The sequence below is a fragment of the Parageobacillus caldoxylosilyticus NBRC 107762 genome, from assembly GCF_000632715.1.
In the GTDB taxonomy this organism is placed as follows: Bacteria; Bacillota; Bacilli; order Bacillales; family Anoxybacillaceae; genus Saccharococcus; species Saccharococcus caldoxylosilyticus.
Map to the genome: position 1 here is coordinate 1 of NZ_BAWO01000054.1, position 23,744 is coordinate 23,744.

Annotated in this window: 30 protein-coding genes and 3 pseudogenes; 5 read left to right on the plus strand and 28 right to left on the minus strand. The window is 42.4% G+C overall.

Going from position 1 to position 23,744, the window contains the following annotated elements; genetic code table 11:
- Positions 1-6 precede the first annotated feature (6 nt).
- From GCA01S_RS14160 to GCA01S_RS14240, 18 genes and pseudogenes are all read right to left on the minus strand, one after another.
- A complete protein-coding gene (locus GCA01S_RS14160; protein ID WP_042410879.1) occupies positions 7-234 on the minus strand; it encodes a sulfurtransferase TusA family protein in 228 nt (75 codons plus the stop codon).
- Between the two features lie 19 nt (positions 235-253).
- Positions 254-1,390, minus strand: a complete 1,137-nt coding sequence (locus tag GCA01S_RS14165; RefSeq protein WP_017436641.1) for an MBL fold metallo-hydrolase — start codon at positions 1,388-1,390, stop codon at positions 254-256.
- Positions 1,391-1,437: 47 nt separating this feature from the next.
- Complete coding sequence (locus GCA01S_RS14170) at positions 1,438-2,007, minus strand: sulfurtransferase TusA family protein (RefSeq protein WP_017436640.1); 570 nt, start codon at positions 2,005-2,007, stop codon at positions 1,438-1,440.
- 27 nt (positions 2,008-2,034) lie between these two features.
- A complete protein-coding gene (locus GCA01S_RS14175) occupies positions 2,035-2,331 on the minus strand; it encodes a rhodanese-like domain-containing protein (RefSeq protein ID WP_017436639.1) in 297 nt (98 codons plus the stop codon).
- Positions 2,332-2,350: 19 nt separating this feature from the next.
- A complete protein-coding gene (locus GCA01S_RS14180; protein ID WP_017436638.1) occupies positions 2,351-2,716 on the minus strand; it encodes a rhodanese-like domain-containing protein in 366 nt (121 codons plus the stop codon).
- 12 nt (positions 2,717-2,728) lie between these two features.
- Positions 2,729-3,211: a DsrE/DsrF/DrsH-like family protein gene (locus tag GCA01S_RS14185; RefSeq protein ID WP_012749267.1), complete on the minus strand. Its 483-nt coding sequence runs from the start codon at positions 3,209-3,211 to the stop codon at positions 2,729-2,731.
- A 56-nt stretch (positions 3,212-3,267) separates the two neighbouring features.
- Positions 3,268-3,495: a sulfurtransferase TusA family protein gene (locus GCA01S_RS14190; RefSeq protein ID WP_017436636.1), complete on the minus strand. Its 228-nt coding sequence runs from the start codon at positions 3,493-3,495 to the stop codon at positions 3,268-3,270.
- A gap of 90 nt (positions 3,496-3,585) precedes the next feature.
- Positions 3,586-3,846 carry a metal-sensitive transcriptional regulator gene (locus GCA01S_RS14195; RefSeq protein ID WP_017436635.1) on the minus strand — a complete coding sequence of 87 codons (261 nt, stop codon included), beginning with the start codon at positions 3,844-3,846 and terminating at the stop codon, positions 3,586-3,588.
- A complete protein-coding gene (locus GCA01S_RS14200; RefSeq protein ID WP_042410881.1) occupies positions 3,813-4,223 on the minus strand; it encodes a rhodanese-like domain-containing protein in 411 nt (136 codons plus the stop codon). The genes GCA01S_RS14195 and GCA01S_RS14200 overlap by 34 nt, the downstream gene beginning before the upstream one ends.
- A gap of 124 nt (positions 4,224-4,347) precedes the next feature.
- Positions 4,348-4,914 carry a class I SAM-dependent methyltransferase gene (locus GCA01S_RS14205; protein WP_042410883.1) on the minus strand — a complete coding sequence of 189 codons (567 nt, stop codon included), beginning with the start codon at positions 4,912-4,914 and terminating at the stop codon, positions 4,348-4,350.
- 309 nt (positions 4,915-5,223) lie between these two features.
- The gene (locus GCA01S_RS14210) at positions 5,224-5,457 is read right to left on the minus strand and encodes a glutaredoxin family protein (RefSeq protein WP_042410884.1); all 234 of its coding nucleotides are present in this window, start codon (positions 5,455-5,457) and stop codon (positions 5,224-5,226) included.
- 13 nt (positions 5,458-5,470) lie between these two features.
- Positions 5,471-5,860, minus strand: a complete 390-nt coding sequence (locus GCA01S_RS14215) for a DsrE/DsrF/DrsH-like family protein (protein ID WP_017436630.1) — start codon at positions 5,858-5,860, stop codon at positions 5,471-5,473.
- A 155-nt stretch (positions 5,861-6,015) separates the two neighbouring features.
- Positions 6,016-6,114 (minus strand): cytochrome bd oxidase small subunit CydS, encoded by a 99-nt coding sequence (gene cydS / locus GCA01S_RS21465; protein ID WP_017436629.1) that lies wholly within the window; start codon positions 6,112-6,114, stop codon positions 6,016-6,018.
- 12 nt (positions 6,115-6,126) lie between these two features.
- The gene (locus GCA01S_RS14220) at positions 6,127-7,140 is read right to left on the minus strand and encodes a cytochrome d ubiquinol oxidase subunit II (protein WP_042410886.1); all 1,014 of its coding nucleotides are present in this window, start codon (positions 7,138-7,140) and stop codon (positions 6,127-6,129) included.
- Positions 7,137-8,486, minus strand: a complete 1,350-nt coding sequence (locus GCA01S_RS14225) for a cytochrome ubiquinol oxidase subunit I (protein ID WP_042410888.1) — start codon at positions 8,484-8,486, stop codon at positions 7,137-7,139. Before GCA01S_RS14225 ends, GCA01S_RS14220 begins: the two co-directional genes overlap by 4 nt.
- Before the next feature lie 330 nt (positions 8,487-8,816).
- On the minus strand, positions 8,817-9,194 hold the full coding sequence (locus GCA01S_RS14230) for a YidH family protein (protein WP_017436625.1): 378 nt from the start codon (positions 9,192-9,194) through the stop codon (positions 8,817-8,819).
- Positions 9,195-9,276: 82 nt separating this feature from the next.
- Positions 9,277-9,628, minus strand: a pseudogene (locus GCA01S_RS14235) (DUF302 domain-containing protein).
- 163 nt (positions 9,629-9,791) lie between these two features.
- The gene (locus GCA01S_RS14240; RefSeq protein WP_017436624.1) at positions 9,792-11,213 is read right to left on the minus strand and encodes a SpoVR family protein; all 1,422 of its coding nucleotides are present in this window, start codon (positions 11,211-11,213) and stop codon (positions 9,792-9,794) included.
- Between the two features lie 408 nt (positions 11,214-11,621).
- Between GCA01S_RS14240 and GCA01S_RS14245 the strand changes: the two genes are divergently transcribed.
- Positions 11,622-12,218: a DedA family protein gene (locus GCA01S_RS14245; RefSeq protein ID WP_017436623.1), complete on the plus strand. Its 597-nt coding sequence runs from the start codon at positions 11,622-11,624 to the stop codon at positions 12,216-12,218.
- 27 nt (positions 12,219-12,245) lie between these two features.
- On the opposite strand, the gene GCA01S_RS14250 is transcribed toward GCA01S_RS14245, so the two are convergent.
- Positions 12,246-12,485 carry a hypothetical protein gene (locus GCA01S_RS14250; RefSeq protein WP_017436622.1) on the minus strand — a complete coding sequence of 80 codons (240 nt, stop codon included), beginning with the start codon at positions 12,483-12,485 and terminating at the stop codon, positions 12,246-12,248.
- 182 nt (positions 12,486-12,667) lie between these two features.
- Between GCA01S_RS14250 and GCA01S_RS14255 the strand changes: the two genes are divergently transcribed.
- On the plus strand, positions 12,668-12,925 hold the full coding sequence (locus tag GCA01S_RS14255; protein WP_017436621.1) for a YhdB family protein: 258 nt from the start codon (positions 12,668-12,670) through the stop codon (positions 12,923-12,925).
- 80 nt (positions 12,926-13,005) lie between these two features.
- Here GCA01S_RS14255 and GCA01S_RS14260 read toward each other — a convergent pair whose 3' ends face one another.
- From GCA01S_RS14260 to GCA01S_RS14295, 8 genes are all read right to left on the minus strand, one after another.
- Positions 13,006-14,229: an MFS transporter gene (locus GCA01S_RS14260; protein ID WP_042410890.1), complete on the minus strand. Its 1,224-nt coding sequence runs from the start codon at positions 14,227-14,229 to the stop codon at positions 13,006-13,008.
- The gene (locus GCA01S_RS14265) at positions 14,226-14,753 is read right to left on the minus strand and encodes an NADPH-dependent FMN reductase (protein ID WP_042410893.1); all 528 of its coding nucleotides are present in this window, start codon (positions 14,751-14,753) and stop codon (positions 14,226-14,228) included. The genes GCA01S_RS14260 and GCA01S_RS14265 overlap by 4 nt, the downstream gene beginning before the upstream one ends.
- Positions 14,754-14,871: 118 nt before the next feature.
- On the minus strand, positions 14,872-15,510 hold the full coding sequence (locus GCA01S_RS14270; RefSeq protein WP_042410895.1) for a response regulator: 639 nt from the start codon (positions 15,508-15,510) through the stop codon (positions 14,872-14,874).
- Positions 15,510-16,643 (minus strand): GAF domain-containing sensor histidine kinase, encoded by a 1,134-nt coding sequence (locus tag GCA01S_RS14275; protein ID WP_042410897.1) that lies wholly within the window; start codon positions 16,641-16,643, stop codon positions 15,510-15,512. The genes GCA01S_RS14270 and GCA01S_RS14275 overlap by 1 nt, the downstream gene beginning before the upstream one ends.
- Positions 16,644-16,712: 69 nt before the next feature.
- A complete protein-coding gene (locus GCA01S_RS14280; protein ID WP_042410899.1) occupies positions 16,713-17,435 on the minus strand; it encodes an SDR family oxidoreductase in 723 nt (240 codons plus the stop codon).
- A 39-nt stretch (positions 17,436-17,474) separates the two neighbouring features.
- A complete protein-coding gene (locus GCA01S_RS14285; protein WP_042410901.1) occupies positions 17,475-19,223 on the minus strand; it encodes a phospho-sugar mutase in 1,749 nt (582 codons plus the stop codon).
- A 112-nt stretch (positions 19,224-19,335) separates the two neighbouring features.
- Positions 19,336-19,746, minus strand: coding sequence for a CBS domain-containing protein (locus GCA01S_RS14290; protein ID WP_042410924.1), 411 nt, complete (start codon positions 19,744-19,746; stop codon positions 19,336-19,338).
- A gap of 145 nt (positions 19,747-19,891) precedes the next feature.
- Positions 19,892-21,580: a glycoside hydrolase family 13 protein gene (locus tag GCA01S_RS14295; protein WP_017436613.1), complete on the minus strand. Its 1,689-nt coding sequence runs from the start codon at positions 21,578-21,580 to the stop codon at positions 19,892-19,894.
- Between the two features lie 156 nt (positions 21,581-21,736).
- Here GCA01S_RS14295 and GCA01S_RS14300 point away from each other — a divergent pair.
- A pseudogene (locus GCA01S_RS14300) lies at positions 21,737-22,048 on the plus strand (disulfide oxidoreductase); the annotation flags it as partial.
- Positions 22,044-22,250 (plus strand): annotated as a pseudogene (locus GCA01S_RS14305) (thiol reductase thioredoxin); the annotation flags it as partial. The pseudogenes GCA01S_RS14300 and GCA01S_RS14305, both read left to right, overlap by 5 nt.
- Positions 22,251-22,287: 37 nt before the next feature.
- Here the strand turns inward: GCA01S_RS14305 and GCA01S_RS14310 are convergent.
- Positions 22,288-22,686 (minus strand): YhcU family protein, encoded by a 399-nt coding sequence (locus tag GCA01S_RS14310; RefSeq protein WP_042410903.1) that lies wholly within the window; start codon positions 22,684-22,686, stop codon positions 22,288-22,290.
- A gap of 136 nt (positions 22,687-22,822) precedes the next feature.
- On the opposite strand from GCA01S_RS14310, the gene GCA01S_RS14315 reads away from it, so the two are divergent.
- Complete coding sequence (locus GCA01S_RS14315; protein ID WP_017436609.1) at positions 22,823-23,731, plus strand: RluA family pseudouridine synthase; 909 nt, start codon at positions 22,823-22,825, stop codon at positions 23,729-23,731.
- The last annotated feature ends 13 nt before the right edge of the window (positions 23,732-23,744 follow it).

Here is a 23,744-nt window from a genome sequence, read left to right on the forward strand (position 1 = left end):
GAACGATTATTTTCTTTTAACCCAAAATTTCCATACACCATTTTCTTCTTTATAATCGACTAGCTCATGACCGCTCACGTTTATCCAAGCAGTTAGATCATTTTTTGCTCCTTGATCCGTCGTTTCGATTTCAAGTATTTGACCCGGTGGCAATTCATCGATAGCCTTTTTTGCCTTCACAACGATCATGGCACAAGATAATCCTTTTGTATCGACGACCTTATTCCCATTCATTTTCTCAACTCCCTTCAAATTAACGGGTATGATGCAGCGCGCAACGGTTTGGACCGATTTCGAGTTCTTGCTGTTGTTCCATGTCGACCGCTTTCAGCCCGCGGTTAATCGCTACGATGTCTTCAAAGTTTGGCGGTGTCTCTGTGTTTGCGTTTTGAACAACAATATCGATAAATTCTTGTTTTTGCTTATGCTGCATCATTTCGTTGCGGGCGCGAATATTGCCTAATGTGTCGCCGATATATCCCGCTTTGTTCATTTCTTCATCCAAATTAGCGTAATGGGCAGGCAGAACGATTACATCATCCGCAATCGCAGCCACTTTTTCGTATACCGTGTCATACAAATCCGCGGCCCATTCCGCCGCTTTTCCGCCTAAATCCGGGCGTCCGAGTCCGCCGACAAAAATCGTATCTCCAGAGAAAAGCAGTTGATTGTTTACGAAGAAGGAAACACTTCCCGGCGTATGTCCTGGCGTTTTCACCGCCAATACTTCTAATTGTACTTGCGCAAAATCAATGCGGTCATGTTTTTCCAGCGGTTCGAAATCAAACACCGCTCCTTCGCTTTTCATCAAGTAATATGTCGCACCTGTACGTTCCGCCAACGCTTTTCCGCCGGAAATATGATCTGCATGTAAATGGGAATCGACGATATGCGTAATCGCTGCTCCTTCTTCTTGCGCGACTTGTTCATATACATCAATAAACCGCGATGGATCAACGACAAGCGCTTCTTTTCCGGAAATCACCATGTAAGAGAGGCACCCTTTTCCGACACGAATGAATTGATATACTTTCATCTTGTCATCTTCATATACTTTTGCTCTGTGAAGATGTTCGCTCCACGCTTTCATGCCGCCAACGAGCGTATAAATGTTGTCAAATCCTGCTTCTACTAATTGTTCTGCCACAAACGCCGCTGAACCGCCCTTGGCGCAAACGACGACAACATCTTTGTCTTTTGGGAGGCGGTCAATAACCGAATCTACACCATCAATCAACTCAAAGTATGGAACATTAATATATTCAAAATTCTCCCCTTCAATTTTCCAATCATGAAAATCGCTTTCGTTGCGTACGTCGAAAATAACGAGATGTTCTTTATTTAATACTTTTTCTGTCAATGTTTGCACCGTCATTTCTTTTACTGCCATTTTCATACCCCCTATAGTATATTTTATTTTTTAAAAAAACCGCTCAATCAGGATTGAGCTGTATCGAGCGGTCCTTCCCATTTCGACATGCCTGGGACGACATTCCATACATTAGCAAATCCTTTTTCGGTTAATTTTTGTGCCGCTAAATCGCTGCGCGTTCCAGTACGGCAAACCACATAAATCGTTTTATCCTTCGGCAGCTCATTGATGCGGTCTTCTAATTCTCCAAGCGGAATTGACACAGCGCCTGGTATATGTCCGAACGCATACTCCGCCGGTTCGCGGACATCTACAATGACCACAGAGTCATCATTTATTTTTTCCGCCAGCTGCTCGTTGGAAATCACATGAGGATATGTTGCTTCGTCTTTTGTCTCATGGTCACTTGCTTTACGAATATAATGTTTTAACACGTTTCCTTCCTCGATCGTTCCCAAATATTGATGGCCGGTACTTTCCGCCCATGCTTTGATATCGGCTTTCGAACCTTTATCGGTTGCCTGTACTTCAAGGACTTGTCCCGGTTGTAACTCATTGATCGCTTTTTTTGTTTTTACAATTGGCATTGGGCAAGATAATCCTTTTGCATCAATGGTCATATTTACTCGAATCATGCTGCATTCCTCCTTTTGCCGTTTTATTTATTCCACAGGTCCTTCCCATTCCAACATGCCGCCAGTCATATTGATCACATGATATCCATGACTTTCTAACAGCTGTGCTGCGCGTCCGCTTCTTCCTCCCGAACGGCAAACAAGGATATATTCCTTGTTTTTATCCAGCTCATTCATGCGAAATTCGAGCAATCCTAACGGAATATTGATCGCACCAGGGATTTTCCCGGCCGCCACTTCATCTGCTTCACGAACATCGATAATGTTCAGCTGTTTTCCTTCTTGAAGAAGTTTTTCTACTTCTTTTGCCGTTAATTGTTTCATCAACGATCCCCTCCTTTTTTTATGACCAAGCGTTCATTCCGCCTTTTACGTTTGTTACGTATTGGAATCCAAGTTTCTTCAATAGTCTGCTGGCTTTTGTGCTTCGCATTCCGCTTTGGCAAATTACAATCACTTCTTTTTCTTTGGATAATTCATTCGCGCGTTTTGGCAATTCATGAAGCGGAATATTTTTAAATCCGCGAATATGGTTCGCACGAAATTCCGCGGGAGTACGTACATCCACATACTGCACATCTTTTTTTCCTAATTCTTTCTTTAGCTCTGCTGTCGTCATCATCCGTACTCCGCGCGGTGGAATGACGCGGCTTGCAATAAACCAAGCGAGCAACAGGAATAAAACGATATTTATTACTGTTTGTGCCATTCGTAATCACCTTTAAATGAATAAGTTTATGTTCCCTTCTGACGCATCCGCCAAATACGTTGCCACTCCAGCAAACTCAATGCCATCAATCAATTCTTCTGGCTTTAATCCTAATAAATCAACGGTCATTTGACACGCGACTAATTTAACCCCCTGTTCTTTTGCCATTTCGATTAATTGTGGCAGCGGCATCGCGTTATGCTTTTTTATAACGTGTTTGATTAATTTTGGTCCGATGCCGCCAAAGTTCATGCGGGAAAGCCCCATGCGATCCGCTCCACGCGGCATCATTTTGGCAAACATTTTTTCCAAAAACCCTTTTTTCACCGAAATATGCCCGTCTTTTCGCAATGCGTTTAATCCCCAAAACGTATGGAAAATCGTGACGTCATGGTCATAAGCGGCGGCACCGTTCGCGATGATGTAAGCTGCCATCGCTTTATCGTAGTCGCCGCTAAATAAAATAATCGTTGTTTTTTTCTTTTGTTGCGACATTAAGTCCCCTCCTTCCATATACATATACTTATATAGGTATATGGACAGCTAAAAAATTACCCTTTTTGAATCCAAAACGTCAATACGCCATTTTCTTCTTTCATGTCAATAACCGTATGGCCGCTTGCTTTCGCCCATGCCGGCAAGTCGCTTTTCGATCCTTTGTCGGTCGTTTGAATTTCGAGCACTTGTCCTGATGTTAATTCATCCATCGCTTTTTTCGCTTTTACAACCGGCATTGGACAAGCTAATCCCTTCGCATCTAATACTTTATTTACATTCATGATGGATAACCTCCTTGTTATCTTACTATTACCCCTATAGGTATATTAGTATGGATAAAAGAGTGTGTCAACCCTTTTTGAAGAGTTGACTTATCTGCTTTTTACTAATAGCTCTACTGCCTCTTTGACTAAATGTTCCGTTTTTTCCCCTTTTTCCATGCTTTCGCGGAGACAATTTTCTAAATTGGTGCTTACAATGACCGCAATGGCGCGATCGATCGCATTGCGTGCCGCCGATAACTGCGCGACAACGCTTTTGCAGTCTTTTCCTTGTTCCATCATGCTAAGAACACCTTTTATTTGTCCTTCAATCCGTCTTAAGCGGTTTTTGATTTCTTTATTGTATTCCATTTTTCATTTCCCCTTTCTCGACAAGGACAATGGATGATTGAATAGCTTTGTACGTCAAAACCGTGACGGCGTAAAAAACGTATGCCTAAATTTTTTTCGATTTCATCGTTTGCAATAATATGAATCGATTTACTCGGAATATTAGAAAAATGCCGTTTTAAATAAGCATACGGAATATGAAGCGAATTAGCAATAGGCGGTTCTGTCGCTTCATTATAATCACGAATATCTAAAACAATCATATCCTTGATTCGTTCATCGGCTATATCTATACATGGAACATTGTTTACCGGATAATAACGGCGATACAATGCCATAAATAATAAACCGAAAATAATCAGGCTAATGATATACAAACGGCGATCACCTCGATCCATTACTGTTATCCCCGCTTATTATATACCCTAATAGGTATATTAGCAACTGTTTTATTTTAACAATATATGGATGAATGATGTATCGTTCATCATCCCGACATGTATTGAGACAACCGCTGTTGCCTCAATACGTTAGCAATATGCCGTATACGGTTGGATGAAAGGAGAAAAATTCCACATTCTGGTGTTTTGTTTTCATATATTCCAACAATTGTTGAGAAGGAATTCTCTCATGAAGCGGCGGCCCCATTTCGCTTTCCACCGCTTCCCATTCAATGATCAGAAATTTTCCGTTCGGTTTCATTACCCGTTCGATCTCAGCAAGCACTGCGTCATGATCATCTATTTCATGAAACACAAACGACATGAGTCCTTTGTCCACTGATTGTGCAGGCAAAGATGTATTAGATACATCTCCAAGTATATATTCGATATTATCCACTTGTTCTTTTTCTGCGTGTTTCTTTAAAAATTCCAACATTTCTCGTTGTACATCCACCGCATATACTTTTTCTTTCGTCTTTTTCGCCATTGGCACGGTAAAATACCCATTGCCGGCTCCTAAATCAGCAATGACATCTTGTGTTCCGATTTGCAATATCTCTATCACCCTTTCTGGATCAATGATTTCTTTTCGCTTCGGATCTAATAATTTTTCCGCCTTTTCTGGATGAAAACGATGCCCTGCCATTCATAAATCCTCCTGTATTCTTTTTTTAATGGTTATTATAATCAAAAAGCTTCGGAATCCATAATCCGAAGCTTTTTCTTGCTGATGCATTTTTAGCAAACCACACAACGGTTTGGATCGCTTTCCATTCCCCGTTGTTCTTTATCTGGTTGAAATTTTTCTATATTCGTTTGACGCACTTTCAATCGTATATGCTTCTTTCCTTCCGTTTCCAATCATCGAATTCCTCTTTGTTGCGTACATCCAAAATGAATCGTTTCACACCGCTTGGAAACGGGTTCTTTTACAGGAATTACGTCCCGTGCCTCATTAGCGCTGCAACAATTGCATGATGGCGTCCGGGTCAAAGCCAATTACCCATTGGCCATCAATTTCGATTTGCGGAACTCCGATTTGCCCCGTTGTTTCAACAAGTTTCCGCGCCGCGGCAGGATCCTGCTGCACGTTTACTTCTTCAAACGGAACGCCTTGTTCACGTAAAAAGTTTTTCACCATTACACAATACGGACATGTCGTTGTTGTATATACCGTAACTCGTTTCATTTTCATCCCTCCACTAGAACGTCAACGTAATGTCGGCGTCTTTCGCAAAGTTTAAAAATGTGGCCGCTCCAGCGACTTCAATTCCATCGACAAATTGATCTTTGTCAAGACCCATGACGTCCATCGTCATTTGGCATGCAACCAGTTTCACACCTAATTCTTGCGCCATTTTTACAAGCTCTTCGATTGACGGAACATTCGCTTTTTGAAATCCTTCTTGAAAATGCTCTTTTCCTTCTGGAAGCGGTAAGTTTTTATGTGCTTCTTTATGAATGAGATTCAACCCTTCAAATGTGAAGAAAATGCCTACTTCTGCCTCTGATGCCGCTGCCGCTGTGGCAATATTGAATACTTTGTATGCGTCAAATAAACTACCGTTAGCTGCGATAATCGCTACTTTCATCAAGAATTCCTCCTCGTTTTTTCTCGATCATAGTTTTTACAAAATAAAATATTTTATTTACATATACATGTATGGGTATATAACCTAGTCCTTATAGTAATCGATTTTTCCATAAATGTCAACTAACAAATATAAAAAATGTCGAGCAGGAAGTCCTACTCGACCTGTTTGTCTTTCAATCCAGCCCAAAACGCGGCAACCACAGACAACGCCACAATAAGAATTGGTGCATACATAATAAGAAATGTTTGCATGTTATGCTCCCCCTATAATTGTCCTTTTACATATTTTTTGTTGAATAAAAACAATCGCATTAACAAATACAGCGATGGAATTAATAACAAGAAACCGGCGATAAACGCGATAATAAGCGCGATCGCCATCGCTTGATTCGTAAATCCGTCGTAAATCGTTAAGTATGGGTACAACAAATATGGATAGTGAGAAATGCCGTATGCGTAAAACGCGAACGCATATTGCAGCAGCAAGCTAATAAACGCCCAGCCGAAATGTCTCTTTTTCCAAAGCAAATAAACGGTCAATACAAAAAACAGACATGATATGGCAAACATCCAAGCAATGTTGAACATGTTGCTATAATGCTCCGGATTATGATGCCGCAGCTGATAAATGATGAGGAGCGCCGATAAAATCGTTGGCCCGCTCCAACTTAGCGCATATTTCCGCAGCAATTCGCGCGCCTGCATATCCCCCGCTTCATTGGCGTAATACGTTAGAAATGTAGCGGAAATATAGAGAACGCTCGTAATGCTTAACAACACAATACTCCAAGTAAGCGGGCTGACAAACAGCTCTTTATATAATAAAGTGAGTGTTTCCCCGCTTTTCTCCACAAATCCTCCTTCCGAAATCGTCAGCACAATCGACAGTGACGCCGGAATAAACAGCCCTGTTAGCCCGTAGGCAAGCAAATACCAATTTCTTTCCGTCCCGCCATACGTATGAAACGCATAATACGACCCGCGGATCGCCAAAAGCACAATGGCAATGCTGGCAGGAACGAGCAAAATCGAGCCGTAATAATAGGCAGTTTTCGGGAAAAAGCCGACGATGCCGACGAAGAAAAAGACGAGAAACACGTTCGTCACTTCCCATACCGGGGAAAGATAGCGCTGGATAATTTTATGCAAAATATGCTTTTTCTTGGCAAAATCGCTGTATGCGCTGAAAAATCCAGCACCAAAGTCAATCGAGGCGACTATAACGTATCCGAACAAAAACAGCCATAAAACAGAAATGCCAACAATCTCCAACGTCATTCCGCCATCACCTCCTGCTGGCCTGAACGTTCCGCCAACTCCCGTTCGACTGGGTTTTTGCGGAACATGTTAATCAGCACCGCCGCACTCGCGATTCCTAAAATAAGATACAAGATCGAAAATAAAATGAGCATCGTATCGACATGCGCTGACGATGTCGCCGCTTCCGCCGTTTTCATATAACCGCGCAAAATCCACGGCTGCCGGCCGACTTCGGCAAGATACCATCCCGCTTCAATCGCCAGCATGGAAAGTGGACCGGAGGCTACCAACAGGCCGAAAAACCATTTTTTCGCGACAAACTTCCACTTAAATATTTTTCCAAGCCAATAAACCGCCGCTACAACGGTAAGAAACACGCCAAGCGTCACCATTAAATCAAATAAATAGTGAATGTAAAGCGGGGGCGTTTCCTCCTTCGGAAATTCGTTTAATCCTTTTACTTCCGCGGCAGGATGATTATGCGCCAAAATGCTTAATGCGTTTGGAATAATAAGCGCATTTTTTATATTATTGTTTTCATCAAGCATCCCGAACAAGACAAGCGGCGCATGGGTGCTCGTTTCAAAGTGCCATTCCGCCGCCGCTAATTTTTCCGGCTGATATTCAGCTAAAAATTTTCCTGATAAATCACCGACAAGTGCACTTGCAAGTGAAAAAATCAAAGCTGTTTTCATCGTTAAATACAGTGCTTTTTTGTGATAAATATGCCGGTTGCCTCGCATTAAATGCCAAGCGGCGATGGACGCCAAGACAAAAGCACAAGTCATATAGGCTGTCGCTAATACGTGCGCTACTTTTGTCGGCGTCGCTGGATTAAACATTGCCACAAGCGGCTCGATATTTGTGATGACTCCGTTTTTCAATTCAAAACCTTGCGGAGTATTCATAAACGCGTTTACCATCGTAATAAACATTGCTGATGCCGAAGAACCAATGGCAACCGGAATAAGCAGCAACAAATGTTTTTTCTGATTTTCAAATCGATCCCACGTATATAAATAAATGCCAAGGAAAATCGCTTCAAGAAAGAAGGCAAACGTCTCCATAAACAGCGGCAGACTGATAACTTGACCTGCAAGTTGCATAAAGTTCGGCCATAATAACGACAGCTGCAATCCGATCGCCGTTCCCGTCACAACGCCGACGGCTACCGTAACGACGAAGCCGCGCGTCCATCTCCGCGCCAGCAAAATGTAATGTTCATCGTTTTTGCGGATGCCTACCCATTGAGCAATCGCAATCATTAACGGGACGCCGACACCGATCGTTGCATAAATAATATGGAACGTCAGCGTCAGTTCCGTAAGTACTCGGCTAAACAGAACTGGATCATATTTCCACATCGCAATATCCTCCCTTTATGAAAACAATCTGCCAACCATCGACAGAAGCATAATCACTGCAACAAAAAAACTAACCATCACAAGCCATTTTTCTTGGCGTTTCCACACATTTTTTCCTCCTTTGATTCCTCTTGCTCTTATTTATTTTGTCAACAATTATAACAAAAAAACTTTGACAAGATACCGAAATTGTGATGTTTTTCACAAATTTGTCATGATTAATAGGGTTATAAATGTAAAAATGTTTTATACCATACAATTTTTTATCCATTATGCTTATGGATCCCAAAAATAAAATGGTTACCACCGATAATGATGATAACCATTCCCTTATACTTTATACAAAGAAACAAAAAAATAATAACCAAACAACAGCGTGACAAATAACACTAAAAGTGCTAAAAACCAAATAAGAAAACGAGCGGTACGAAATGTTTGTTCATTAATTTGTCTTGCTTTTTGGAAATAGCTAATAGTGGCAAAAACAACCGTACACACTCCCGTTACGACAGACAACGTTCCAATCATTTGCACTGCCATGTTGGATAAAGAATGATGGGACGATTTGATATGCAAGTTAATGATAAGAAATCCAATTCCTGTTATAGCGATAGCCGTTCGAATCCACGCTAAAAACGTACGCTCATTGGCGAGATGCTGTTGAATATATTTGGAGTCCTCCGTTGGTGCTTGCGCTTTCTCCTTCATTTCCCACACACCTTTCTTCCATAAACATTGTTGACAAATAAAAACCCCCTATAGTATACTAGCCTTTCCGTCAAGCTGTCTACTATAAGAGGATGGGAGTCAATGATAATCGACATTCGTTGAGGCAAGCTATTAGCCTTTTTTCGATATCTTCGGCTAAACTTTTTAATGATTTATCATTTGCCATGTTCATGAACAAGGTAGGTTTTCGCATGCCAATTTTTGGTGTCCCATTCTCTTTATAAACGACTATTTTACATGGCAAAAAGTATCCAACTAATCTATTTTCTGAAAGAACACGTGCGGCTTCTTTTGGATTACATACTTCCAAAATAACGAATGGATGAGAAAAATCGAATCCTTTTTTTGTAATTTTTCCGTTTGCTAAATTTCCGTAACACGCCAAATCCCTCTTTGCCTAAACTTCCCTCCATGCTTTGATCGCTTCATCCGTTCCGATTCGCAGTTTGATTGTCTAATGGAACCATTTCCTTTTTTCCGTTCCTAGCCACTGTTACTGTTTTTTATGGTTATACAAGCGAACGCAACTGTAAACAAATAAAAAAAGCTGCCATCAGAGCAGCTTTATGTCACGGATCATATATATTTCCGATGCACCATTTTCCCGTCATACGTAAACAAAATCGGCTTCTCTTCCACCACCGTTTCCATATGAACAGGACGCCCCCATAGCTGATAAATATACGGAAGCACTTTTTCTAAATATTTAATGTCTAATTCAATCCCTTCATACCAATGCTTTAAATATAGTTCGCCATTGCGCATATAATCCCCGTCATTGACCGTAATGTACGGAAACCCGCCATTGACCCGCATGCTCACGAGCTGATCGCGAACGTGCTCCCAGCTTTTATCAACAATTTTATACTCTTTTCCTTGCTTTTGGAATAAATACATATCTTCGCGCATTACTAACTCTTTCGTTAAATAATTGCGCAAAAACGAAATATCGGATTCCAATTCGCGCACTTCGAAAATTTTTTCGCGGCCCGATCCCGGCTTCACCCCACGTTTTTTCATTTCCTCCGTCGGGTTGTTCCAACGCTCTTCAATGTCTTCAAAAATTTTCAATCCTAAATAGTACGGATTAATTCCTGTGCGCGACGGCTGTACAACATTCGCGTTTAATTTCGCAAATTCAATCGCCTCGTCGCTTGTTAAGTCCATTTCCCGCAAAATGCGCTGATGCCAATACGTTGCCCAGCCTTCATTCATGATTTTCGTCTCAAGTTGCGGCCAGAAATAGAGCATCTCTTCGCGCATCATCGTTAAAATATCGCGCTGCCAGTCTTCCAGTTCACGGCTATACTCCTCAATAAACAACAATACGTCTTTTTCCGGCTGCGGCGGAAACTTCCTGCGCTTTTTGCGCGGAGGCGGAGCTGGGCGATCTTTTTCATCAAGACTCCATAAATCGTCATATGGCGTCGCTCTTTTTGGCGGTTCTTCCTCTTCATATACTTCCGTATCTTCCCACGTCCACGATAGTTTTGGACGAAGCAGTGACGGGTCGATATGCTCTTGAATCGCCAATACCGCATCTAAAAACTTTTCTACTTCCAATTTTCCATATTGGTGTTCGTAATGTTTGATTCTCTCGGCGGTGGCTGCCATGCTTTCGACCATATCGCGCTTTGTATTGCTAAAGCGCACGTTATTTTTAAAAAAGTCGCTATGCGCCAGCACATGAGCGACAATTAGTTTGTTTTGGATTAACGTATTCGTATCTAACAAAAACGCATAACACGGGTCAGAATTAATCACCAACTCATAAATTTTGCTTAACCCCAAATCGTAATGCAGCTTCATTTTATAAAACTGCTTGCCAAAGCTCCAGTGGGAAAACCTTGTGGGCATGCCATACGCACCAAACGTATAAATAATATCCGCTGGGCAAATTTCATAACGCATCGGATAAAAGTCCAACCCAAATCCTTCGGCAATTTCCGTAATCTCAGCAATCGCCCGTTCCAACTCCTTTAACTCATCTTGTCGCATGCACATCTCCTCCCCTTTTCCTCTTATCACAATGTATGAGAAAACAGGAGTTTTGATACGTATAAGTCCATTTCATATTTCTATATCTTGCCTCATGGGAAATCCATATTGCCGGTAAATCTGATTTAGATGGAACATACTCCTGGAGACTATGACGAGGTAGTAAAAGGAAAACAATACAGGGTATATTGCGGTATTTTAGCTGCAGCACGCAAAATGAAAGAGCTAGGCATTATTATTGATACTCGAACAAAACATATATCATTCATTTTCTTTGGATGGTCAAAAATGCAATTTCCCTTCAACACATGCATTGTTTTATAATGAACATTAGCGAATAATGAAGCCCTTTCATTTTCTGCTTATTCGCTTTGCTCGCGACTAAATTCATTAAAGCGTGGTGGTACAGTGGAGCATTATTTGCATTATTTTATCAACCATTTTGGCTATATTGGCATCATGATTGTACTTATGTTAGGTATTGTCGGCATGCCCATTCCCGACGAACTTCTGCTCACCTATGTCGGTTACCGCATTTCTGTCGGTTCTCTGTCCTATCCTATTGCTTTTATTTGCAGCTTTTTTGGCGCTACTATCGGTATTTCCATTAGCTACTGCTTAGGAGTCGTATTAGGTTTGCCATTTTTGCGAAAATTTGGCCCAAAAATACATATTACGGAAAAACGAATGGAGCAAACAAAAACATTATTTGCCAAACTAGGACCTTCCGTGCTGTTTATTTGCTACTTTATCCCTGGCATCCGCCATGTTGCCGCCTTTTTAGCTGGCGCGAACGCATATGACTGGAAAAAATTTATGGTGTATGCTTATAGCGGAGCATTTGTATGGATTTTTACCTTTCTTGCCATTGGCAATTATTTGGGGGAAAACTGGATCAAAATTAAACAATATATGGATTCGTACCGCTCTTTTTTCGCCCTTTTCTTTATTTTTCTCGTTGTCCTGCTGACGTTGTACTGGTACTACCAGCAAAAAAAGAAATAAAACACCGGCGTTTAGCAGCCGGTGTTTTTACATACTTTTTTTCGTATTTCTATATGTTTCCGTTAAAATCCCCATAAACGTTCCAAAGCCGAACATAAACATCGAAGCGCCAATAATTCCTAAACTTACAATAGTAAGGAAAAAGTCTTTGTTGTAACCGCTTGCAACAAAACTTAACAAAAACAAGGAAAATCCGACAATCAATCCCACAGCAGCGATCATTTTACACATTTGCGTAATCTCTTTCCCCTCATGCCGTTCTTTCATTTCACCATCCCCTTACTTTGAGGATACTGTTTTTGTCATAAAATTGCAACATTTATTTTTACTTTTCCCCGCTTATTTCAGTTATAATTTATTTTTTACCTACCTGCGTAACATTGACAGTGTAAAAAAAGTTCGAGCATCATACACTAACAATAACTCCTTCGCTAAAGGAGGCATGCTTATTGAACACGATTGATTATGATAAAGCGTTGTATTACACGCACCGTTCCGAATGGGATAACTTGCTTATTTTAATGGTGCGCACGCAAGATGACTTGCTTTCGAAAAAAATCGAGAAGTTTCTTCACGCTTACAACTTCGAACATGATTACTCCGTGATTCAGGAGCGATTGACGTCTTTGCTCCGCTACATCGACCATGCTCTTGAAGTAAGCGAACCAAAAACAGAAGCAGAGCAGTACGCATGCTTCTATTCGTAAATAAAAAACGGGGAATTGGTCCGGTCCAATTCCCCATTACATATCATATCGGCCTCCCGCCAATGTATAAAAAATCCCTTTTATCCCATGGATGTTAGATGAACTTGTTCTTTTTTCACTGATTCCCCTGTCCTTAGCACCAATACCCCGGAAATGATAAGCAATCCGCTTAATACGGCATATGGAATCAGGACATGCTGTAATGACACAAGACCAGTAAATACGCTTAACAAAGCGGAACGAATAAGAAAACCGAGCGCTCGAAATAAACCATCCACCCTTCCGATTTTCTCATTAGGAATTCGTTCCATCATTAGTGAACTACGAGCCACCCTTGTACCCGCATTACCAAACGCCGTAAGGCTTACAAGCACATAAAATATCCACATGTTTTTTACAAATAGAAACATGGTCATCGCCATCGCATACATAAAGACGGTGATGGTGATGCTTACTTCGGTTCCGACTTTCCTTAGCCACAACGGCACTACCGCCCCTGCGAGTGCGGCCCCGATTCCGTATACCATGCTTTGGATTCCGTATACCGAACTATCTTCCTTTAAGACATCGACAATATAAATCGGGTGAAGATAATTGGTCATCATCACACCAATGAAGGGCATGAGCGAAGCGAGCAAAAACCAAAATAGCAGCGGCCGAGCTTTCATATAATGGTATCCTTCGGTCATTTTCGTCCAAAATGAATATGTTTTTCCATTTCTGAAAGAACGTTGATATGGGATAAAGAAAAAGCAAATAATCGCTACTGCATACGTGCACGCATCTAGCCATAAAATCCAGTAAAGCGGCACTTTCGCAAGAAGCAGGCTTGCCGCTCCGCCGGAAATGACGGTGGCCAATTGCCCTTGAATCTCCATAATCCCATTCAACATTTTATATTGATCAGGGTGAAATACTTCCTGGCTAAATGCAAATAGCGTCGGATAAAAGAGAAAATAATATAGAGAGCCGCTGGCAAATAAAAACACTAAATGCCATACATGATACTTCATTTCTGCCATTCCGTACAGGGCAAACATAGCGGCGATCACCAATCCTATCGCCTCACCGAACATCAACATGACTTTGCGGGAAATTTGATCAATCCACATTCCGACATACGGTGTCAATAAAAACATAATGATCGTCATCGCTGTGGACATGTAGCCAAACCACGTTGCTCCATCAGGTTTTTGCACGAGCATCCAAGGAACCGCCGTCATCGTGATTCCTGTTCCAACGGAAGAGAACAGATTAGCAACGAGCAACAAATATAACTGGCGGTCGCGATACAGGCTGCTCATAGCTTCTCCCTCCACCACTTGGCTGCGTTGATATAACGCTGCAGTTCGGAAAAGATAGCATCCACCTGTAAAGCCGCCGACTTCGTTAAATGATCACCAGCAAAACCAGGAGGATCTAAAACCAGCTGCTTAGGAATGGCATTCGCATGCAGGCTGCGCATCACCGTCCGCATATTGTTTAACGCATTGATACCACCTTTTCCTCCCCCTGCTACCGCAATAAGAGCAACTGGCTTGTGTTCAAATTGGTCGCTGTTTAAAAAATCAAGAGCGTTTTTTAACGCTCCACTCATGGCGCCGTGATACTCAGGCGAGCAAAGTATAATGCCAGCTGCTTTTTGCATTTGCTGACGCAGATGAAGGACACTGGGCAATTCTTCTTGGCTGGCCTCCCCGTTATATAGCGGGATCACTTCTTTGCTCAAATCAATAAGCTGAGCCCTGTATTGCCTTGCAATATGTCTGGCGACGATTCCCGTTCTCCCCGATTTGCGTGGGCTCCCGTTTACGACCACGATATGCATATCATTTCTCTCCTTTGCTCCTTTGTGTTTCTAATTATAATGTAATCAAAGAAAAGGTTTCTTTCGTCGGCAAATCGGGGGAGCGTTGCGTCCGAAAATAGCAGGAGCCGCGATACAACTAAAGTCTGAGATGTTTTACGGCATAGAGTGCCGCTTGCGTACGATCCGCAAGATTTAACTTCGCAAGTATATTGGATACATGCGTTTTGACCGTTTTTTCCGTAATCATCAATGCTGCGGCAATCTCTTTATTGCTTTTTCCTTTCGCGATTTCAGCAAGCACTTCTTTTTCCCGCTTCGTCAACGTTTCAATAAGTTGCTCCTCACGACCTCCACCTTTTGATAAGTGAGTCATTAAATGAGCAGTGATTTTCGGATGAAGCTGATTTTCACCTCGGTACACAGATATAATCGCTTGTACTAACTGATCTGGTTCCACATCCTTCAATTGATACCCCGACGCGCCGGCACGAATGGCGGGAATAACATGGTCAACATCGGAAAAGCTAGTTAAAATGAGAATTTTCACGTGCGGAAATATTTCCTTTATTTTTTTCGTGGCTTCCACCCCATCCATAACCGGCATGACCAAATCCATTAACACGACATCTGGCTGCAGCTCTTTCACCTGTTTCACCGCTTCTTCGCCATTGGCTGCTTCACCGACTACATTGATTTCCTTTTGCGTGTTGAGGAAAAAAACTAATCCTCGCCGAACAACATGATGGTCATCCACAATAAGCACTTTGATCCCCATTATCCTCTCCCCTTTTTCAACGGAATGATGACATCAATCGTCGTTCCTTCTCCGACAGAACTTTCGATATGAATTTCGCCATTTAATGATGCGGCCCTTTCTTTCATGCTATTTAAGCCGAGAGAAAAAGGCTGGCCATCAGCCTTGGAAAATCCGCATCCCTCATCATGGACCTTCATATGGATATGGTGCTTTTGGACGTGGATGGCAATATCCACCTCGGACACTCCCGCATGTTTTTTGCAGTTATTCAATGCTTCTTGCCCCACGCGCCATAAACACTCTTCGACTTCGTTAGGTAAATCCATTAGTCCGTTAATCTTCACGTTTACTTTTAATCCGAGCATATCTCCGTAATGCTGAAAAGCATTGGCTAGTCCATGTTCCAAACCGTACGGACGAAGCTGCCAAATAAGCGCCCGCATTTCCTGAAGGGCTTCCTGCGCTAATTGTTGAATGTATGCGAACATATCTTTTATCGTTTCATCTTTCGTCATTTCCTTTGCGCCGCGTGCCGTCAACTGCAGCGAAAATAATAATTGGCTCACTGAATCGTGCAAATCTCTCGCTAAGCGGTTACGTTCTGCAATTAACGCGAGTTTTTGTTCATTTTCAGCAAGCTTGATTCGCTTTATTGCTGTCCCGATTTGATAAGCAACCGCTTCTAATAATGCCAGTTCCTTATTGGAAAAGCTCGTTTTATGCGGAGCGGCTACATTGAGCACCCCAAATTTTTCGTCCCCTGCACGAAGGGGAATGCTCGCATGGTGGGTGACGCCATTGGTATCTCCCCATTTCTCTTCGATTGCCTTTCCAAGCCGTTTGCATTCAATAACGTTCGCAGCCCGTTGCAGCCGCCCATCTCTGTACCGTTCCAAACACCAACAATCCCCTTCGCACATCAGCTTTTTGTTCTCTCTTGCCAGGGCTGAAGGCAATTGATAGTCGGCAACAAGAGAGTATCCTTCTCTAGAATCAACGAAAAAAATCCAGCCACATTGCAATTTCATCACTTGTATTAATTCCTTTAATACGGTCTGCAGCATTTCCTTTACATCATTGCACTGATTCAACGTTTCCGCAATAGATTTTAGCGTCAGCAATTCTTGAATATCCTGCTTCTCTCTGTCCATCGAATTTCCTCCTCGCCCAAATTGTATAGAAAAAGACAACGCCGACATCGGCATTGTCTTTTTTTCGTCTTATGCAATAGGATATTGTTGAATTAGCGGATGAAGGATAATCTCATCAATAAGCATATGTTTTGGAGCGCTTGCCATATACACGATTGCTTGAGCGACATCTTCGGCTTTTAGCCAATCGCGTTTTTCTGGAACGCCTTGGATGGAATTAGCAAAGTACGTATCAACCATTCCTGGGTTAATCGTACCAACGCGAATGCCGTACTTTCTTACTTCCTGCGCAAGCGAACCGGAAAATCCTTGAACAGCGTATTTGGTCGCGGTGTATGCCGCACCGTTCGGAATCGTGTAACGGCCGACATCGGAAGAAACGGTAATAATCGTTCCTGATTTTCTTTCTTTCATATGCGGAAGCACGGCTTTTACCCCGATAAACACGCCTTGAACATTGATGGCAAAGATGCGCTCCCATTCTTCCACGGTCGTCTCTTCCACTTCCTTAAAAAATCCGATTCCTGCGTTGTTGACGAGAATATCGATTTGCCCAAATGCTTCTAATACTTCTGTAACCATCTTTTGCATTTGTTGTTCATTGGCAACGTCCACTTGGAACGCCTTCACATAAGAAAATCCTTTCTCTTTTAGCTCTTTTTCCGTTTCATAAACCCCTTCAGAACTTCCCGCCAGCGCCAATTTTGCTCCTTGCTCCGCTAATTGAAACGCAACGGCTTTTCCGATTCCGCGAGAAGCTCCTGTGACAATCGCTACTTGGTTTGTTAACATGTAGAATTATCCTTTCTGTATGTGTCTGTTCGTTTATGATTAAGATAGCGAAGCAGTGCGAAGAAGGTCATGAACTCGTTTCATCACTTCGTTAGAAAGGCGATTTAATTTTTCTTCACTATCAGCTAATGACTTTCCTTTCACGCCAAAATACACTTTAATTTTTGGCTCCGTTCCCGAAGGACGCAAGCAAAACCATGAATCGTCCTCCAATACATACTTTAATACGTTGGAAGTTGGAAGCGTAATCACTGTTTTTTCACCCGTCAATGTATGGATCCGTTCTTTCGTTTTATAATCCTCGATCACGGTTACTCTTTTTCCGTCTACTTCTGTCGGAGGTTCATTGCGGAATGATGTTAAAATCGCTTGAATGGTTTCTGCTCCTTCTTTTCCTTTTAACGTTAATGACTGCTGTCCTTCGCGATAATAGCCGTATCGGTCAAACAAGTGTATTAATCCTTCATATAAAGACATACCCTGTTTTTTATAAAATGCGCATACTTCCGCGGCCAATACGGCTGCTTGCACCGCATCCTTGTCGCGGACAAAATCGCCGATTAAATAGCCGTAGCTTTCCTCATAACCAAATTGGAACGTATATTGCCCCGTTTGCTCATATTCTTTGATTTTTTCGCCGATAAATTTAAATCCGGTTAATGTATCCACCGTCTCTAGGCCAAACGATTGCGCAATCGCGCGTCCGAATTCCGAGGTGACAATCGTTTTTAGCACCACGCCGTTTTCCGGCAATATTTCTTTTTCTTTTCTTTGCGATAGTAAATAGTGCAACAGCAAAGCGCCCGTTTGGTTTCCGGTAAGCACTACATATTCGCCTTGATCATTTTTGACGGCAACTCCCAACCGGTCGGCGTCAGGATCTGTCGCAATTAACAAGTCAGCATTAACTTTTTTGCCGAGCTCTATTGCTAAGGCAAATGCTGCGTGTTCTTCCGGATTTGGCGAGGCTACAGTAGAGAAATTCGGATCAGGCTGTTCTTGCTCTTTGACGACAAACACATTACGGTATCCAAGTTCCTTTAAGGCACGACGGACCGGTTTGTTGGATGTGCCGTGAAGCGGTGTAAAAACAATGTTAATATCGACTTCTTCCGCCAGCTTCGGTTGAAGAGAGATTGTTTTTACAGCATCAATATAAGCATTGTCCACTTCTTCGCCGATGATTTGAATGAGCCCTTTTTCTTTTAAAATCGCTTCGTCCTCAACGTGGATATCAAGTTCATTTGCCACTTCATTGACGTATCGAATTACCGCATCTGCCGTATCCGGAGGAAGTTGTCCCCCGTCTTCGCCGTACACTTTATATCCATTATATTCCGGTGGATTATGGCTGGCGGTAATGACAATGCCGGAAAATGCTTGCAAATAGCGAACAGCAAACGAAAGCTCCGGCGTCGGCCGCAGTTCATCAAATACATACGTTTGAATGCCATGAGTGGCCAACGTTTTCGCCGCTTCCATTGCAAAATCCCGAGACTTATGCCGCGAATCATAAGCAATGACCACACCGCGTTTTTTCGCTTCTTCGCCAAAGGACTCTATGTATCGCGCCAACCCTTCCGATGCTTTCCTTACGGTATATATGTTCATCCGATTTGTTCCGGGACCGATTTCTCCGCGCATGCCACCGGTGCCAAATTCTAAATTTTTATAAAAACCATCCTCAACCCACTTTAGATCGTCTTGGCGGTCTTGTAATAAACGCTTTAATTCTCCGTCTAGCTGCTCGTATGCCATCCATTGCTCATATTTGCTTTTCCAATCCACCCGACATCCCTCCGATATTAATACGTTCATTTTTATGTATTCGTTATCATCATACAATATACTTCCAAAAAGAAAAAGGATGTCCCGAAAAAAGAGACATCCTTCCTTTTCTTTATCCTTGCGGCTGCGACGGCTCAGAAATGTTTGTCAATGCTTGTCCTGCCGCCTCATCAGAAGCGCTGTTTGTCGCAATGTCACCTAAAGCGACCATTCCTTGAAGCTGATTGTTTTCCACAATCGGCAAACGGCGGACCTGATGCTGCGCCATCACGTTTGCTGCCTCTTGCACGCTCATATCCGGTGTCCCGGTAATCACGCGATTGGTCATTACTTCCGATACAGGAGTGGAAGCTGGGTCTTTTCCTTGCGCCGACGTACGCAACGTAATGTCACGGTCGGTAATCATCCCTTTTACTTGCCCGTTTTCCACTACTGGAAGCGCACCAATATTTTTTTGGCTCATGATTTGCGCAGCTTCTTGCACCGTTTGGTTTGGAGAAACAGTTGCCACGTTTTTCGTCATAATGTGTTGAACTTTGTTTCCGCTATTATTGTTGTTCAATGTGATCCTCCCCTTTCACCGATTATTGTGGCCGACTTTTTGGAGGATATAGGTAGAAAATAATGTTTGCATCGCTTTGTATTGGCATCGAAAAAAAGAAATGTTTTTATGACAAACGGAGTTTATACACGCGCGCTTCCCATGGGCGCAAATGAATTTTTTTCAGCCCTTCTGTTTCGTCTACATCGTAATTGCTGATGAGCAGTTCTTTTGTTTTGTAGGTAATATCATCCGGAAGCCGGAAAACAGGATTTTTCCCAGAAAAATTCGTAATCACAATCAGTTTTTCATTTCCCAGTGTACGTGTATATGCGTAAATATACGGGTCATCTTCTAAAATTAAGTCATATGTTCCATAGACAATAATGTCATGTTGCTTGCGAAGTTGAATTAACTTTTTATAATAGTGAAATACTGAGTTTGGATCAGCAAGGGCCGCCTTCACATTAATTTCCTTATAATTTGGATTCACGCGAATCCATGGCGTTCCCGTCGTAAATCCTGCATGTCCGCTGTCATCCCACTGCATCGGCGTGCGCGCGTTATCGCGTCCTTTATAATAAATTTTTTCCATTACTTTTTGCGGATCTTCGCCGTATTCTTCCACATGCTCTTTATACATGTTTAACGTTTCAATATCCCGATAGTCTTCAATCGACGGGAAGCGCACATTTGTCATTCCGATCTCTTCTCCTTGGTAAATATACGGGGTTCCTTGCATCATATGGAGAAACGTAGCCAGCATTTTTGCGGATTCCACCCGATATTTGCCGTCATCGCCAAAACGCGAAACAGCGCGCGGCTGATCGTGATTGTTTAAGTAAAGGCTGTTCCATCCTCTTCCTTCTAGTTCTTTTTGCCATTTTGTCATCGTTTTTTTCAAATCGGCCAACGACCATGGACGAATATCCCATTTTCCTCCAGGTCCTGAATCTAAACCAACATGCTCGAATTGAAACACCATGTTTAATTCATGGCGGGATGGATCAGTATATAAAATGCCTTCTTTCGGGGTCACCCCTGGCGTTTCTCCCACCGTCATAATATCGTACTTTGACAACACTTCCCGATTCATCTCCTGCAAAAATTCATGAACGCGCGGACCGTTCATATAATATCGGCTTCCCGAAGCGTATTTTTTCCCTTTTTGCGGTTCGCCGTCCGGTAATCCTGGCACTTTGGAAATCATGTTAATGACATCCATTCGGAAGCCATCGACGCCTTTGTCGAGCCAAAACTTCATCATCTCATACACTTCGCGGCGCACTTTCGGATTTTCCCAGTTTAAATCAGGCTGTTTTTTGGAAAAAAGGTGCAAATAATATTCTCCTGTCGTGTCATCATACTCCCAGGCGGAACCGCCAAAACACGACTCCCAATTATTCGGTTCCTTTCCATTTTTCCCAGGCCGCCAAATATAATAATCGCGATACGGATTGTCTTTTGACTTTCTTGCTTCGATAAACCACGGGTGCTCATCTGAGGTATGATTGACGACTAAATCCATCACTAGCTTAATCCCGCGTTTGTGCATTTCCTCAAGCATTTCTTCCCAATCTTCCATCATGCCAAATTCGTCCATAATGTCCCGATAATCGCTTATATCGTAACCGTTATCATCATTTGGCGATTTATATACCGGAGATAGCCATACCACATCCACACCAAGTTCTTTTAAATAATCAAGTTTATCGATAATGCCACGGATATCGCCAATGCCATCCCCGTTGGAATCGTAAAAACTGCGCGGATAGATTTGATATACGACCGCTTCTTTCCACCATGCACGTTCCAATTCTCTCACTCCTATATCAGTTTGCGAAAACGATTGCACATTCATATTGTACTACAAAATAAACGGAGCAGCGATTCATTTTAAATTTTACATTCCCTCTTCTGTTCAATATAATGAAACTGATAAGTAAACATGGAGCAATAAGGAGTCCTAGAAATGAAGGATAACAAAAACTTGGAAAATGTTCTAGTTAGCGCATGGGTTATTTCATTGATCGCCACATTAGGCAGCCTTTACTTTTCGGAAATTTTAAAATTTATTCCTTGCGATCTTTGCTGGTTTCAGCGTATTTTTATGTATCCTCAGGTGGTTTTATTAGGGATCGCTGTGATTCGCAAAGAATACGGCATCGCTCGCTATAGCCTGGCGCTGTCGGTCATTGGCGGGACGATTTCCCTGTACCACTATCTTTTGCAAAAAGTTCCGTTTTTCCAAAGTCATTCCATTTCCTGTGGCCGTATTCCTTGTCCCTTTGGCAAAACAAATGGGGATCGACTTAAAAATGTTTAATTTGCTGGAATTCGAAGAGGGATGGGATAAGTATCATATTGACGGAACACCAACGATTGTTCACTATGAAAACGGAAAAGAAGTAAAACGAATTGACGGCTATCATGAAAAAGCAGTTTTCCAAGACTGGTTTTCTTCCCTTCCCCATCACAAAAAATAAAGGAACTTGGCCAGCAAACGGCAAGCTCCTTTTCCATTTACATTAACCATTTGCTCGATGAAGGAAAATACGCACTGCACGGATAGCGTCTTTTGTTCGCAAACTGCTCAATCATAAACGGAAATGTAATGCCGTACCGCCTAAGAATGTCGATATTTCGTTCAAATAAGTAACGGTACCGCTCATAATCGCCGTTTTCCCCTATATATTCAATGATCGTAATCAATGATTGCAGAGCTGAAATGATTTGAAACGCTTCCTTCATCGTTCCATTATATGTAACATGTTCTCCATCAAGCAAAAGAATTCGCAATTTTTCAAACTCTTGAATCTGTTCGTCGGCAAAATAATATGGAAAAATGTTTGTGTAAAAATAACGAACTAAATAATTCATATATTCTTCCTGTTCCTCTGTTACGGCGTAAACGACTTTCAATGTTCATACCACCTTTTCTCACCATAACACTTGCGTTCTATACACATAAAACGATACTATGAGTGTATCATATAGAATGCATCCATAGAGATAGAAAGTGTTTCCACCGCTATTGAAAATTTGGAGTGAAGTCATGATGTGGTCGAAAAAAGGTGACTGGCTGGAATGTGTCATTCCGTCTTTTTGGCAGGGACTCACCATTGAAATGCTGCTAAAAGAAGTCTGGTATGCATCGAAAAAATTTGCCCACCAGCTACGCATGGAAAAAGGAATCAAGCTCAACGGAAAAGAAGTATCATGGCAAACGCCATTACAAGAAAAGGACCGCCTTCAGCTGCATCTTTATAATCCTGAACCTTCCACCATTCTTCCTGAGTATCGGGAACTTTCTGTTTTATGGGAAGATGAGCATCTGCTCATTATTAATAAAGACGCCGGCATCGACATCCATCCCTCCGAACCTTCGCAAACCGGGACATTAGCGAATGCTGTGGCCTTTCATTTACAATCGCAAGGAATTTTAACAAAAATCCGGCACATTCATCGGCTTGACCGCGATACATCAGGAACGATTTTGTTTGCCAAACATATGCTTGCCGGAACAACGCTTGATCGCATGTTGGCAAAACGAGAAATTAAACGGACATACGTAGCGCTCGTCCATGGGATCATAAAAAAGCGAATCGGCACGATATCCGCGCCGATCGGGCGCGACCGCCATCACCCGACAAGACGGCGCGTCTCTAAAACAGGGGCAAAAGCGGTAACGCACTACCGCGTCTTACATACGTTTCCTAATGAACAAACATCGCTCGTAGAGCTTTCCCTGGATACCGGACGCACCCATCAAATTCGCGTCCATATGAGTTACATTGGTCATCCGCTGGTCGGAGATGTGTTGTACGGCGGAAGGGAGACATTCCATCGCCAAGCTCTGCATGCGGTGAAATTATCGTTTTTCCATCCTTTTATCAATGAACCGGTTTCCTGCCTCGCCCCTGCTGATGACTTTCCCGTTGATCTCACACCGTTTTATCATCATTAGAAAAAAGGCAGAC